The organism is Burkholderia sp. FL-7-2-10-S1-D7 (genome assembly GCF_001524185.1).
Classification (GTDB): domain Bacteria; phylum Pseudomonadota; class Gammaproteobacteria; order Burkholderiales; family Burkholderiaceae; genus Burkholderia; species Burkholderia diffusa.
The window spans coordinates 1-14036 of the sequence record NZ_LOWY01000055.1; the positions used below are offsets into that span (position 1 = coordinate 1).

Sequence of the window (14036 nt, forward strand, 5' to 3'; positions counted from 1 at the left end):
TCGATGTCTTCGTTTTCGTTCAGGCCGTAGCTCACGACGTTGAACCACTTGCCCGACATGTTCACCGGCGAGCCGTGGGTCAGGTGGCCGCCGTGCGCGAGGCTCATGCCCATGATCGTGTCGCCCGGCTTGAGCATCGCGAAGAACACGCCCTGGTTCGCCTGCGAACCCGAGTTCGGCTGCACGTTCGCCGCTTCCGCGCCGAACAGCTGCTTCACGCGGTCGATCGCCAGCTGCTCGACCACGTCGACGTATTCACAGCCGCCGTAGTAACGCTTGCCCGGATACCCTTCCGCGTACTTGTTCGTGAGCTGCGAGCCCTGCGCGGCCATCACGGCCGGGCTCGTGTAGTTTTCCGACGCGATCAGCTCGATGTGCTCTTCCTGGCGGCGGTTCTCGTCCTGAATGGCAGTCCAGAGTTCCGGATCGACGTTGGCGACGGTGCTGGTAGTGCGATTGAACATGATGATTGATCAAAAGAAAGTGATGGATTGACCCTGGTATGCCGGACTTGCCCGGACCCGCGAAGCCGAGCGCCGGAGCGGCGCTCGATAACGTCATCAACCATGCCGCCTCGCGATGCCGGCTGAACGGTGATTCGGCATTGCCATTCCAGCAGACGCAAATTCGTTCAGATAGAAGGATTACGACAATCCGCTAGGACGCATCGCGCGGCGAACCGGCAAAAAAAATCGAAGGCCCGCATCGCTGCGGAACCTTCGACGGGACCTGCCGCTCCTGGAGAATTCGCGCCTGCCCTTCGGCCTCCTGCGAGTATCGGGGCCTAAACAGCGGAAAAACAGTTGTCGACGAACAGATGGGTACCGTTGACGAAGCTCGATTCGTCTGACGCCAGGAACAGCGCGGCCGCGGCGACTTCCGACGGCTCGCACAGCCGGCCTTGCTGCACCGCGATAGCCGCTTCGGTCGCGTCCACGCCCATCGCCTGCAGATCCTTGAGCTCGCGCATCCCGTGCGGCGTGCGGATGAACCCGGGCGCCAGCGCATTGCAGCGGATGCCGCGGTCGCGGTACTCGACTGCGATCGCCCGCGCGAACATGTGGCACGCGCCCTTGGTCGCGTCATACAGCACCTCGCCGGGCGTCGCGAAGACGGCCGAGATCGACGACGTGCAGACGATGCTGCCGCGCCCCTTTTCCAGCATCTGCGGCAGGACCGCCTTCGTCATCAGGAACATGCTCTTCACGTTCACGCCCATCAGCCAGTCCCATTCCGACTCCTCGATGTCGAGGAACGGTTTGACGATCAGCGTGCCCGCGTGATTGAACAGGATGTCCGCATTGCCATACTGCCGGCGCGCCGCGTCGACCGCCGCCTGCACGTCCGACTGCTTCGACACGTCGGCGCCGACGCCCATCGCCTGCAAGCCGGCATCGCGCAGCCGCGACGCGAGCGTTTCGGCCGCGTCGCCGTCGCGGTCGATGATCGCCACCTTCGCGCCCTGCGCGGCGAACAGTTCGGACGCGGCGCCGCCGCATCCGCCCGCGCCGCCGCTCACGATGGCGACCTTGCCGGCCAGGCGCCCGTCAATCTTGGCATTCATTCGTCGCTCTCCAGTCTGGTTCGTTCGGACCGTTCAGCTGAACAGCGTCCGAAGATGATCGTTGAGAAAACGGCCTTCCGGGTCCACGCTGCGGCGCAGTTCGCGGAATGCTTCGGCCTTCGGGAACCAGCGATCCACGTCATCGCGGTTCGTGAAATGGAGCTTGCCCCAGTGCGGACGCGAACCGTAATCGCGCAGGATGTCGTCGACGTCCTTCAGGAACGGCCAGTAGTCGACGCCGTTCGGCCCGCCCGAGCACGAGATGGTGACGCTGTCCTGATTGTTGAACGGGCTGATCCACGCCGGATCGCCCTTGGTGAAGCGGTACTCGACCGGAAAGATGCAGTCGCGATGCTTCGTGAGGATCAGGTCGCGCACGCGGCGCAGCGCTTCCTTGCCGTGTTCGGCGGGCACGGCGTATTCGAGTTCGTGGAAGTTCGCGACGTAGTGAATCGCATAGACCTCGGCGCTGTAAGCGATCTTCTCGTGCTCGCTTTCGAAGAACGTGCGTTCGTCGGTGATGTCCATCACCTTGATTTCGCACACGTCGTAGTCTTTCTTCGAGTTCGACACCTTCGCGGTGTCGGGCAGGCAGTACAGGTGGCGGCTTTCGGACGTCGGGCACCAGAAGAAACCGAAATGCCGGTGCGTGGCCGCGAGGTCGTCGTACTTTTCCATCAGCGCCTCGAAGTCCTCGCGCCACACGCGGTCGTGCAGCCAGAACGCGTCGGTCACCTGCAGCGTCAGCTCCGACACCACGCCGAACAGGCCGATGTTCACCTGCGTCGCGTGCAGCAGGTCGAGGTCCTGCCTGTCGCTCACCTCCATGATCGAGCCGTCGGGGCGAACGATCCGCATCCCGACGACCTGCGACGATAGATTGCTCAGCGTCACCCCCGTGCCGTGCGTGCCGGTTGCGAGCGCACCGGCAATGGCTTGCGAATCGATGTCGCCCTGGTTGACGAGCGAGAAGCCGATGTCCTTCAGATGACGCGTCACCGCGTTGATCCGCGTGCCGGCCTTCACCGTGACGCGTTTTCGTTGCTCGTCGACCGCGACGATGCCCTGGTGGTCCTTCAGTGACAGCAGCAGGCCGCTCGTCGCGACGACCGGCGTGAACGAATGTCCCGATCCCGAGCATCGGACGTTCTTGCCCTGGCTCGTCGCCGCGTGCACCAGTTCGGCGATCTCCGCCTCGCTGGTCGGCGACGCGATGTGCGCGGCAACGCACGACTGATTGCCCACCCAGTTCCGCCAGAATCCGCCACGTGGAAGCTCCATCGACGTCTCTCCAGAAGTGTGCCGCCGGTCCCACGCCGGCAGCCGTGTTCGGTTCGTCCGGCAACGAAGCGGGAGGCTCCCGGCGCCGGCGCGATGCGATGCGTTGTGTTCCGTTCGTGCCAAAGGTATTGCGCCGGCCGGCTTTTCACTATCGGATTTCGGCAAGCGAGGGTTTCTTCGGGGAATCGGGCCAGCGGGGTTTTTGACCGGCTCGTGCAGCGGCTACAATGCATCGATCCGGCCCGCCCCTTCCCGACACCGATGACGCCGTCCGCCGATCCGAGCGATTTTTCTGGCGCCCCGCCGTTTGCACGAACGGTGGCGTTCTGCGCGTTCACCGACGTGGAGGAACAGGCGCGAATCTTCGACGGCTGGGATCTCAACTACACGCAGATCTCGGGCGGCCTGTTTCATGGCTCGTCGTCCATCGTGTCGCTCGGCGGCATCCGGCTCCTGGTCGAGGACCTCGACAAGGTGATCCTGCAGCAGGGCGCGGTGCCGTCCGACCGCATCGCGGTGGCCGTGCCTCTGGAACTCGAAGGTCATGCACGCATGTGCGGCGAGAAGAGCGGGCGCGACAGCCTGCACGTGTTCTCGAGCCAGCCCGTGTTCGAGTTCTATTCGCCCGACCGGCACGTGCTCGTGAACGTCGAGATCGAACCCGACAAGCTGTCGACGGAGGCGATGCGCACGCTCGCCGCGTCGCTGCGCGCGCGTACCTTCGCGCCGCTGATCCCGATGACGACCCAGGTGGCGGACCGCTTGCGCGACCTGCTGCGCCACACGATGGCCGCGGCCGCGAAAAGCACGCCGATCGAGGACGTGACGACGCAGGCGCGGATCGAACTGCTCGAGCGGACCGTGCTGTATGCGATTTCCGAAGCGATGACGATGCCCGCGCCGGACGCGGACGCCCTCGCGACGCGGCGGACGAAGTACTGGTCGCTCGTGAACGCGGTGCAGGCGCGGCTGCAGGATGCGTCGACGTGTCCGCTGTCGATCGCCGAACTGTGCGTGCAGCTCGGCATCAGCCGGCGTACCGCGCAATACGCGTTCAACGACACGCTCAACCTGAATCCGATCGCCTATCTGCGCGCCGTCCGGCTGAATCACGTTCGCCGCGAGCTGCGGCTCGGCGGCTCCGTGACGTCGGCCGCGACGAAGTGGGGCTTCTGGCACCTGAGCAGCTTTGCGCAGGACTACCGAGCGATGTTCGGCGAGTTGCCGTCGGCGACGGCGCGGCGTTACGCGCACCGGGAAGCCGAACATCGATCACGCGATACGTGACGCGGCCTCGCGTTGCCTGCGCATGAACCGAGCTTCCATGACGAAAGCCGCGGCCGGACATGCGCCGCGGCGGGTTGAAAGCGGGCCGCAGCAGCAGGGGGCGGCCGGCACCGGCCACCACCCTGCGCACGACCTCGCTATACCGTCACTCCTGCTGATCCTGCTCCGCCTGCACCTGCCGCTGCTGGATGAACTGCCGCACATCGCTCATCGTCACGCGACCGGTGTGTTTCGCATCGATCTCGTCGAAGTGCTTCGCGACGAAGCCCAGCCCGCTGCTCTGCGCCTGCGCTTTCGTCACCGCCGCGCCGTTGCTCAGCACCGTGTTGCCGCCGAGCCGGGCGTCGACGCGCCGCTGCGCCTGCTGCTGCAGCGTCGCGCCGGTCGACGGCAATACCGGCGCCACGCGCGTCGAAGGAAAGAACGGACCGTCGACGCCGTGCCCGCCGGGCGGCAGCTTCACCGGTGCCACCGCCTGCGGCGGCAGTGCATGGGCGCTGCTCATCACGGCACCGAGGACGATCAACGCAGACATACGCCGCATCAAGTTGATTAGGGACATGATCACTCGCATTCAATGGATGAATAGAGGGTTCCTTTTCGCAAGGAGTCCGTCGTTTACGGTGCCACCGCCAGCGTCGTCGCGGCCGTCGCGCCCGGCACGCTGCCGGTCGGCGTGCCGGCCGGATTCTCGTCCGGCCATGGCGGCGGCAGCGTGCGCAGCGTCAGCGCGGTCGGAATCCGCCCGCCCTGATAGAAGATCTTCAGGTCGCGCTTCATCTGCGGACGGGCCACGTCATCCAGATACGTCATGTGCCCGCCCGGGAAGAAGTTCACCTGCAGCTTCGGGTTCAAGCCCTTCACGGTCTGCAGCCGCGCGAGTTGCTTCTCGGTGTTGAAGAACGGCGTCGCCAGATCGTGAAGGCCGTTCTCGGCGAGCACCCGGAGCTTCGGATTGAGCTGCAGCGCGCCGAGCAGATCCGGGATCGAGTCGGGCATCGGCTGGCCGTCATGCGAGAAGTCCCACACCTGGATGATGTTGTCGTTCAGCGGCAGGTAGGTCGCGTTCGGCGCGGTGTAGCCGAGGTAGTCGGGCATCTGCGTCGCGAGCGCGTTCGTGAACGGCTGCGAGATCAGGATGTCCGACGGATCGCCGTCCGTCTGCAGTCGCGGATCCGAGTTCGGCAACGACACACGTCCGTCGTAGCGGCCGATCGTCGTGCCGGGCAGCAGGCTCGTGCCGAACGGATTCGCGTTGAAGTAGCCGCGCAGCGCCTGCTGCGTGAGGCTCGACGGCAGCGACCACAGCTTCAGCGTCGCATCGCTCGGGAACACCGGCGTGCCGAGCGCATCCGGAATGCCGAGCTGGCTTAGCACCCACGACTGCGAGTACTGCTGCAACTGGTTGTAGATCAGCGTCGTGAACAACTCGGTCTGCAGTGCATACAGATACGGGTTGACCGGCGCCGGCGACACCTGGTTGAAGTACGCCGCTACCGCTGCATAGCCGGGCAGGTAGCCGGCCACGGTATCGGTCTCGAGCAGCAGCCCTTCTGTCGACTGCGTGATCGCCACCGCTTCCACCGCATCGGCGAAGTAGTTCAGGATCGACGACTGCAGCACGATCCCCGTCAGGTGCACGCCGGCCGATTCGAGCGCCAGCGCGAGCATGTCGGTACGCGGCGTGCCGTAGGATTCGCCGTACAGGTAGATCGGCGACGTGCCGCGGCTGTTGACGTTCAGGTAGCGCTGGATGAAGTCGCGCATGATGTTGACGTCCGCGTCCGAACCCCAGTACTTCTGGTTGGTGTTCGGCAGCACGGCTTCCGACAGCCCGGTTCCCGGCGGGTCGATGAACACGAGGTCGGTCGTGTCGATCAGGCTTTCCGCGTTGTCGACGAGCGGATAGTTCGGCCAGTTGTTGCCGAGCAGCGGATCGGGCGTGGCGACGCGCGTCGGCGCGAAGGAGCCGAGGCGCAGCCAGATCGACGACGATCCGGGGCCGCCGTTATAGACGAACGTGACGGGGCGTGGCTTGCCGTTCGTGCTCGGCGCGGTGTACGCGACGTATGACATCGACGCTTCCGCGTTGCCGTTCGCGTCCTGCGCGGTCAGGTGGCCCGTGGTCGTCGTGTAGCTGACCGTCGTGCCGCCGGATTTCCACTGGTAATGCATCACCGCCGCCTTCTCCGAGACCTGCGCGGCCGCGAGGCCGTCGGTCGCGTTCATCGAATAGGCGACGGGGTCGACGTAAGGCTGGTTCGCCGCCGGCGACTGGCTGCCGGCCGCCGCTTGCGCGCTGGCCTGCTGGCTGGCGGTGGCCTGCGCGAGGCTCGACGCGCCGACCGACGAAGAATCGTCGCCGCCGCAGCCCGCGAGCACGAGCGTCACGACGGTCAATGCGCCTAGCCCGGCCAGCCGGCCGCGACGCGCGCGGCGGCTGCCGGTACTGCTCCTGTCTGGTTTCATCTCTGTCCTTGGGTCGGATACCGCTTCACACGGGCCGCCATCGCCGGCGAAAAACGCGCAGGCATACCCGCCACTCGCGTTGCACGATCGGCAGACGGCGGTTGGGGACTGGATTTCTTCGAGAGACTGAACTTGATACAGACACAGCAAACTGCTGGCGGAGAATGATGCGGGTAACGCCGCCCCCTTGCAGTTTCGACGACTTATCGTATTACCAAAATTTACGACATCACAAAAATAGGCGGTGCTGCGCCGCGTTGTCAAAGATCATTCCGATATTAAAAAATCTCTTATGATGCAAACGGCGATCAGTGTTTGGCATTTGAAAGAAAACACGATTGTTCGCCCGTGGTTTGTTATATGAGTCGTTTTTAGTGGAATGCGGCGGCGTTTTCGCATGTTGAACACCCCTTCCAGGCTTCGACATGGCGCATGGACACCCTTCAAATCGACAGGATTTTTCTTTCATTTTAATTATCCCAAATCGATTAGCGCGATTCATTGAATAAAAATTGGCATTGTCCAAAAAATACCGATTCCGATTATCTCCCGGACACGCAATGGAATTATTTACCCGACATCGGAATGAAACCGCGGAGTTCGCCAAACGGCATTGATGCGTAATGCGAGGGCATTCGCCATGAAGAAGCCGTCATTCGCGCCGCGCATTCGGGATCGCATCGCGGCGATCGCGAATCGGGTACGTGACGGCCGAGGGGGAGAGAGGCAGCGCGAGCGGCACAAGCACCGCCCGCGCGGCGACGTGGGACAACGTCGCACGCCGTACTTCAGACACGCGAGTCAGCGATCAGCGCCCGCCGCCCGGCAGCGCGATATCGATCAGCACCGGATCGTGATCCGACGAACGATAGGCATCCGGCGCGTAGAACGTCTTCTGCTGCTCCGCCGACTTGAACGCGAGCGTGTACTGCAGCGCGATCGGCTCGTCCGCGTTGATGTGCCATTCGTGCACGGCCTTCACGTGCGATGCGAGCGGCAGCGACGCGAGCGCGTGATCGAGGTAGCCGGCTTCGCCGTTGTACACGTAGCTGTACGCATTGGCGCCGATCCAGCGCGACACGAGGTTGCGGTAGCCGCGCGATTCGAGCAGGCGGATCGGGTCTTCATACGTGTAGCTGTTGAAGTCGCCGATCAGCAGCGTGCCCTGCCCCGCGACGCCCGTCGGGGTGCCGGCGAGCCAGTCGGCCAGCTTCGCGGCCGCGCGCGTGCGCGTCGGATTCCAGCAGCCCTGGCCGTCGCCCTGGTCGAGGTCGTCGTTCGCGGCGTCCGGGCAGTTCTTCGACTTCAGGTGGTTAACTGCGATCGTCAACGCCTGCTTGCCGCCGATCCGGCGGAACGACTGCGCGAGCGGCTGGCGGTTCTTGTCGTCGATCGCGAGCGTCGACGCGCGGCCGACGGGTTCGACCGCGCGGCTGTCGTAGATCATCGCGACCGCGATCGCGTCGCCGCCGAGGCGCGACGTGCCCGGATCGACGACGCGCCAGTTGCTGCCGAGCTTCGCCGCGAGCTGACGCACCGCGCTCAGTTCGCCGTAGCCGTTGTTCTGGATTTCCATCAGGCCGATCACGTCGGCGTCGAGCGCCTTCAGCGCGCTGACGATCTTCGCTTCCTGGCGCTGGAATTCCTGGTAGTTCTTCGCGCCGCGGTTGTTCGGATCATCGAAGCCGCCGCCGAGACCGTTGCCGTTGAAGTAGTTGAGGACGTTGAACGACGCGACGCGCAGGTTCGATTTCGGATCGCGCGCCGGTGCGTTGGTGCGCGGGTTCGAACGCGTGTCGAAAGCAGGCGCCGCTGCGCCGGGCAGCGGCTGCACGCGCCATGCGCCGTAGCGCACCTCGAGCACGCCTTCGACGTCGCGCACGGTGTAGCCCGAGCGCAACGTGTTCGCGGCCGACAGTTCCGGCGCCGGATACGGCACGCTCGCCGGGTTCTGCTTGTTCGAGCCGTCGTCGAGGACCAGCCGGTTGCGTGCGTTCGCATCGATCTGCGTCTGCGCCTGCGACGGCGGCACCACGCTCGTCGGCGTGCGCAGGCGGCCGTTGCTCAGCAACACGCTGCCGTAGCGGCCGAGTTCGTAATTCTCGGTGACGGTGAGCGTCTGTGGCAGGCGCACGCGCATCCCTTCATAGGCGGCGAACGCGTTCGGGTTGTCGACCGGCAGCGTGAGCGTCGCCGGCGTGACCGTCTGGTTGTTCGCGCACACCGCGATCGCGCCCGACAGCGTGAGCTGCGTCTGCCCGTATTTTTCCTCGACCTTGCCCGTCACGTGCACGAGATCGCCGGCCTTCGCGCGCACTTTCGGCGCATAGACGAACAGGCCTTCGGAGACACCAGGCTGGTTGCGGCGCTGCGCGTCGGCCTGCTGGACGAAGAAGCCGCCGAAGCCATCCGTGCCGCCGAAATCGGCGGTGACGACCGCTTCGATCGACACGTTCTGGCCGGCGAGCGGCGACGGCGCGCCGGGCCCCTGGATGTCGGCGATCGGCGTCGCGCTGCCGCCGCAGTTCGGACTGACGGGAGCGGCGGTGGCGGCGAAGACCGGTGCGGCAAGCGTGGGCAGCAGCAATAGCGGGGCAAACAGGCGGATTGTCGAGCGCATGACGGGGAATCCCGGTTGTGAGGATAGCGAAAGCTTAGCGGCACTCGGTGACAGTTTTTAGTAACCAGAAGATAGATGGATGTAATATTCCGGCATCGCGCCACGATGGCGATCAGCCTCGCGCTCACGGTCGGAAAGCGCGAAATCCTCCGATCAAAACCCCCGCTGTTCCGACGATTTCCCGATACCGGCTTCGCCTGCCGACCGTGGCGCAAAACTGTCCCCGGCAACGCGCTCGACGCGAGCACGGCGGCCGGCACAACCGCCTCGATCCGCAACACCACCCCGCACCATCGCAACAGCCCGGCCGGCAGACGTCGCGCATCGAGGCGCACAACCTGACCGCGCGCCTCGGTGCGCGCAGCGGCCTGATCGCGCTGCGCGAGCTCGCCACATCGGTCAACCGGATGCTCGACCGGCACGAGCGCGCATTCGTGCGGCCGTCGCAGTTCTCGTCCGATCTCGCGCACGACATGCGCGCGCCGCTCGCGAACGTGATCAGCGCGTCGCAGGTCACGCTGTCGCGTGCCCGCACGACCGAGCAATACGAAGCGCTGATCGATTCGAACATCAAGGAATGCGAACGGTTGCAGCGGATGATCGAGAACATGCTGTTTCTCGCGCGCACGGGCAATCGGACGGACAACGCGCGGCAGCGCCTGAAGACCGCCGAACTCGACGCCGGCAACGAGCTGCGCCGGCTCGCGTCGTATTTCCAGGCGCTTGCCGAAAGCAGCCGGCTCGGCTAGACTGCCCTTCGTCTTTGGGGAGTAGCCTGCTTTCCATCCCCGGAAAGCGAACGCGTCAACACACTCGGCCTGCGGCCGTGGCGCGTTCGGCCAAATCGGTCTGGCGAGACCATCGACGCATCGCGTCGTTCCTGGTCGGACGTCGGCAGATGCGTCATGGTTCGTCCACGTCCGACCACGGAGCCCCCATGTTCCTTCCAGACTTCCCCCTGCGTTTCGTTCGCTGCGTCCGTTCCGCCACTGCCTGCGTGCCTGCCTGCGGAGGTGCCGCATGACGTTGATGCTCGTCGAACTGGCGCTCATGCTGATCGTCATCCTGGTCGCCGCCGAACTCTTCACGAATGCGCTCGAACATCTCGGCGAGCGGCTGAAGATTTCAGAAGGCGTGACCGGCTCGCTGTTCGCCGCCGTCGGCACCGCGCTTCCCGAAACGATGGTGCCGCTGCTCGCGCTCGCGGGCGGCACGTCGAACGCGGCCGTGAACGAGGAAATCGGCGTCGGCGCGATTCTCGGCGCGCCGCTGATGCTCGCGACGCTGACGACCTTCCTGATGGCGCTCGCGGTGATCCGCTCACGCGGAGTGACCGGCACGATCGCGCCCGAGCGCACCGGCTTCGTGCGCGACCTGAACTATTTCATCGCCGCATTCACACTCGCCACCATCGCGATGTTCGTTCCGCATCACGTGTGGGCGGTCCGCGCGCTGCTCGCCGCGATGCTGGTCGGCATCTACGTGCTGTACGTCCTGATGACGTTCCGCGCGTCAACGCTCCTCGTCGATGCCGGGCACGGCACCGAGGCGCCGCACGCGATGTTCCTGTCGCGCATCGGGCTGCCGACCAACCTGGCGACCATCGCGCTGCAACTCGCGCTCGGTGTCGCGCTGCTCGTCGGCGGGGCGAAGGGCTTCATTCACGGCGTCGAGGGTGTGTCGCACCTGCTCGGCATCTCCGCGCTGCTGCTGTCGCTGATCATCGTGCCGATCGCGACGGAATTGCCGGAAAAGGTCAACAGCGTGCTGTGGATCCGCCGCAAGAAGGACACGCTCGCGTTCGGCAACATCACCGGTGCGATGGTGTTCCAGGGCACACTGTTGCCCGCGATCGGCATCATGCTCACGCCGTGGGAACCGCGCCCCGAAGTGCTGACCGGTGTGATCATCACGCTCGCGGCGGCGGTGTGGCTGCGCGTCAATGCCCGCGCGAGCGGGCTCGCGATCTGGGCGTTGCTGGCAAACGGGGCCGGGTATGTCGGCTATCTGTTCGTGACGCTGACGCGCTGACTGCGCGACGCGCTTCGATCACGCCACATCGGGCCGAGCGTCGGCCTGCAGCACCTGCTGCACGGCCGGCCGCGCGCGCACCCGCTCGTACCACGCGCGCAGGTTCGTGTACCGGCTCAAGTCGATGTCGGCGTGGTACACCGAACCCATCCAGTCAGCCTTGCCCCAACCCGTCAGCGCGAACAGGTACGCGTCGGCGATCGTGAACGTGTCGCCCGTGACGAAGGTCTTGCCGTCGAGCTGGCGGTCGATCCATGCGAAGCGGCTGTCGAGCTTCTGCCGCGCCGGGTCGACGTATTTCCCCGCCTGCACCGCGTACAGCAGCGGGATGAAGCCCTTGTGGATCTCGGTGCCGAGAAAGTTCAGCCACTCCATCAGCCGGTAGCGCGCGAGCGTGCCGTACGCGGGTGCGAGCCCCGCGTCGGGGCGCAGGTCGGCGAGATACTGCGCGATCACCGGCCCTTCGCGCAGCATCGAGCCGTCGTCGAGTTCGAGCAGCGGCACGTAGCCGAGTTCGTTGACGTCGTGATAGTCGCGACCGTCTTCGATCCGGTGCTTGCGCGCGTCGACCGTGACGATCTTCGCATCGACGCCCGCTTCGCGCAGCACGATGCGAATCGCCTGCGAACAGCTGCCGGGAGCGTGATAGAGCTTCATGTGTTTCCTTGGTTGGGTGGTTCGACTCTCGATTCGCCGCGACGCGGGCGCTAATATCTCGCATCGGCGCAGCGCTGAGAAGAAGGCAGTCGTTTGTGCCGTAGTCACAAAAAAGTTACCTACCGGGGTTCAGCAGTATGAAAACGAGTGCGACAGGATGTTCGGTGGAAGAAGCGATGCGCCTGCTCGGCGGCCGCTGGCGGCTGCTGCTCGTGTCGTATCTGCTCGACGGGCCGAAGCGCTTCAGCGACCTGCGCCGCGACATGCCGGGCATCTCGCAGCGCATGCTGACGCTCGATCTGCGCGCGCTCGAAGACGCCGGCTTCGTGCGGCGCACGGTGTATCCGGAAGTGCCGGTGCGCGTCGAGTACGATCTGACCGCGGACGGCGACCGACTGCGGCCCGTCGTCGACGTCATGCGCGAGTTCGGGTTGTGGCTGAAGACTCGCGATGCGCACTGCGCGGTTGAAGCGGAAGCCGCGCTGCCCCGATAACCCCTCATCGAGAGAAACATCATGGAACTCCATGCCACCGTCGGCGCGGCAACGTCCGACATCGACGACGACGAAAGTTTCGCGAACATCTATTGCCACGACGCGGCGCAGAACTATTGCTTCTCGCTGCTGCGCTTTCCGGAGGAAACGTCGATCGAGGTGATGGTGCTCGACCAGCTCACCGCGCACGTGAAGGATCTGACGGTGCGCCTCACGGGCGACACGATCGAAGTCGAGCTCGATGAGCGCACCGCAGCGCGTCTCGACGGCAACACGCATTACGTGATTCATCTCGCGCCCGGCGAGCACGATCCGGTCGCGCTGCGTGCCGCGCTCAAGGAAATCTTCGACGGCAAGAGCGGATATCGCGACGACAGCGCAAGCACGTAACCCGCCGTGCCCGGCACGCGTTCATGACGATCGCGTTCTTCGGCAACGGCTTCGCATCGATCACATGGCCGCTCGTGTCAGGCCTCGCACCCGCGCGGCTGCTCGGCCTCACGGGCGGCGTGTTCAATCTCATCGGCGATCTGGCCGCGATCGCGACACCGATCGTGATCGGGCTGCGGGTCGGCAAGGTCGACCGCATCGACGCGTGAGCAGGTGCCGCGCTACGCGGCGAGCGCGACCGCCTTGATGTTGAACGCGCGCAGCAAATCCTCGCAGAACGCGTCGACGATCGGCCTGTCGCTCGCGCTGCGCTTCATCGCGAGATGCAGCGGCACGTCGAAGCTGAGCGTCGTGCGGCCGATGGCCTTCACGAGCCCGCGCTGCTCGAACGGCTCCGCGTAATGCGCGGGCAGATAGCCGAGATGGCCGCCCGACAGGATCAGGATCGTCGCGGCCTCGATGCTGTCCGCGCTCGCGGTCACGCGCCGCTCCGGCAGCGGATACTGCTCCTCCGGCACCGGATAAGTGCGCCATACCCAGTCGTGCGCCTGCAGGTCGTCGGCCGACACCGGCCGTGACGCATGAAACAGCGGATGGCCGCGCCCGCAGTAGATCACCTGTTCCTCGGTAAACAACGGCGTGTAGTCGAGCCCCGGCACGCGGTGCCAGAAATACCCGATCGCGAGATCGAGCTGGTTGTTGACGAGACTTTCCTCGAGTTCCTGCGGCGACGCGACCTTCATCGAGAACGTGACGGCCTGGTCGCGCTTGCGGAACGCGCCGATGGCATCCGCCAGGCGCGCGTTTTCGACGAGCGGCGCCTGCCCGATCAGGCCGATCGACAGCGTGCCGACCAGCTTGCGGTCGATGTCGCGCACGCGCGCGACGAACTCGGACGTCGCCGCGACGAGCGTGCGTGCCGTGGCCACGAAGCGTTCGCCCTTCGACGTCAGCCGAAAGCCGCCGCGGCCGCGATCGCACAGCTTGAAACCGACGCGCGCTTCCAGCGCGGACAGCTGCGTGCTGATCGTCGACTGCCGCACGCCGAGCGATGCCTCGGCGGCCGTGATGCCGCGTGCGTCGACGACGGCGAGAAAGACCCGGATGAGCCGGAGATCGAGATCGGTTGTATTCGAAAACATGCTTCGAGCTGCTGCGCCTGAGCGCGTTGTCGGGCCGGCGCGACACCGGCCGTCTTTACCGATGCACCTTGCCGGACGCGCGCCGCCATCGGCAACGGCAC

11 protein-coding genes, 3 pseudogenes and 1 riboswitch are annotated in these 14036 nt (G+C 65.3%); of the genes and pseudogenes, 6 read left to right on the forward strand and 8 right to left on the reverse strand.

Going from position 1 to position 14036, the window contains the following annotated elements; all coding sequences use genetic code 11:
• The 3 genes and pseudogenes from glyA to WS75_RS18680 form a co-directional block, all read right to left on the reverse strand.
• Positions 1 to 464 (reverse strand): annotated as a pseudogene (gene glyA, locus WS75_RS18670) (serine hydroxymethyltransferase); the annotation flags it as partial.
• Positions 465 to 784: 320 nt separating this feature from the next.
• The gene (locus tag WS75_RS18675) at positions 785 to 1564 is read right to left on the reverse strand and encodes an SDR family NAD(P)-dependent oxidoreductase (RefSeq protein ID WP_059681955.1); all 780 of its coding nucleotides are present in this window, start codon (positions 1562 to 1564) and stop codon (positions 785 to 787) included.
• Positions 1565 to 1597: 33 nt separating this feature from the next.
• Positions 1598 to 2845 carry a D-arabinono-1,4-lactone oxidase gene (locus WS75_RS18680; RefSeq protein WP_059681957.1) on the reverse strand — a complete coding sequence of 416 codons (1248 nt, stop codon included), beginning with the start codon at positions 2843 to 2845 and terminating at the stop codon, positions 1598 to 1600.
• A gap of 261 nt (positions 2846 to 3106) precedes the next feature.
• Between WS75_RS18680 and WS75_RS18685 the strand changes: the two genes are divergently transcribed.
• Positions 3107 to 4132, forward strand: a complete 1026-nt coding sequence (locus tag WS75_RS18685) for a helix-turn-helix domain-containing protein (protein WP_059681958.1) — start codon at positions 3107 to 3109, stop codon at positions 4130 to 4132.
• A 145-nt stretch (positions 4133 to 4277) separates the two neighbouring features.
• Here WS75_RS18685 and WS75_RS18690 read toward each other — a convergent pair whose 3' ends face one another.
• From WS75_RS18690 to WS75_RS18700, 3 genes are all read right to left on the reverse strand, one after another.
• Positions 4278 to 4706: a hypothetical protein gene (locus WS75_RS18690; protein WP_059681960.1), complete on the reverse strand. Its 429-nt coding sequence runs from the start codon at positions 4704 to 4706 to the stop codon at positions 4278 to 4280.
• A 44-nt stretch (positions 4707 to 4750) separates the two neighbouring features.
• Positions 4751 to 6601: a S10 family serine carboxypeptidase-like protein gene (locus WS75_RS18695; RefSeq protein ID WP_059681962.1), complete on the reverse strand. Its 1851-nt coding sequence runs from the start codon at positions 6599 to 6601 to the stop codon at positions 4751 to 4753.
• A gap of 808 nt (positions 6602 to 7409) precedes the next feature.
• Positions 7410 to 9221: an ExeM/NucH family extracellular endonuclease gene (locus WS75_RS18700; protein WP_059681965.1), complete on the reverse strand. Its 1812-nt coding sequence runs from the start codon at positions 9219 to 9221 to the stop codon at positions 7410 to 7412.
• 290 nt (positions 9222 to 9511) lie between these two features.
• Here WS75_RS18700 and WS75_RS18705 point away from each other — a divergent pair.
• Both WS75_RS18705 and WS75_RS18710 read left to right on the forward strand, forming a co-directional pair.
• A pseudogene (locus WS75_RS18705) lies at positions 9512 to 9958 on the forward strand (histidine kinase dimerization/phospho-acceptor domain-containing protein); the annotation flags it as partial.
• Positions 9959 to 9974: 16 nt separating this feature from the next.
• Positions 9975 to 10133: riboswitch (yybP-ykoY riboswitch) on the forward strand.
• 108 nt (positions 10134 to 10241) lie between these two features.
• Positions 10242 to 11252 carry a sodium:calcium antiporter gene (locus WS75_RS18710; protein WP_059681970.1) on the forward strand — a complete coding sequence of 337 codons (1011 nt, stop codon included), beginning with the start codon at positions 10242 to 10244 and terminating at the stop codon, positions 11250 to 11252.
• 18 nt (positions 11253 to 11270) lie between these two features.
• Here WS75_RS18710 and gstA read toward each other — a convergent pair whose 3' ends face one another.
• Entirely contained in the window at positions 11271 to 11909 is a 639-nt protein-coding gene (gstA, locus tag WS75_RS18715) for a glutathione transferase GstA (protein ID WP_059681972.1), read from the reverse strand.
• Positions 11910 to 12046: 137 nt separating this feature from the next.
• Between gstA and WS75_RS18720 the strand changes: the two genes are divergently transcribed.
• The 3 genes and pseudogenes from WS75_RS18720 to WS75_RS18730 form a co-directional block, all read left to right on the forward strand.
• On the forward strand, positions 12047 to 12403 hold the full coding sequence (locus WS75_RS18720) for a winged helix-turn-helix transcriptional regulator (RefSeq protein ID WP_059681975.1): 357 nt from the start codon (positions 12047 to 12049) through the stop codon (positions 12401 to 12403).
• 21 nt (positions 12404 to 12424) lie between these two features.
• On the forward strand, positions 12425 to 12793 hold the full coding sequence (locus WS75_RS18725) for a hypothetical protein (protein ID WP_059681977.1): 369 nt from the start codon (positions 12425 to 12427) through the stop codon (positions 12791 to 12793).
• A gap of 17 nt (positions 12794 to 12810) precedes the next feature.
• Positions 12811 to 12987 (forward strand): annotated as a pseudogene (locus WS75_RS18730) (MFS transporter); the annotation flags it as partial.
• Positions 12988 to 13014: 27 nt separating this feature from the next.
• Here WS75_RS18730 and WS75_RS18735 read toward each other — a convergent pair.
• Entirely contained in the window at positions 13015 to 13935 is a 921-nt protein-coding gene (locus WS75_RS18735; protein ID WP_059681983.1) for a LysR family transcriptional regulator, read from the reverse strand.
• Positions 13936 to 14036: the final 101 nt, after the last annotated feature.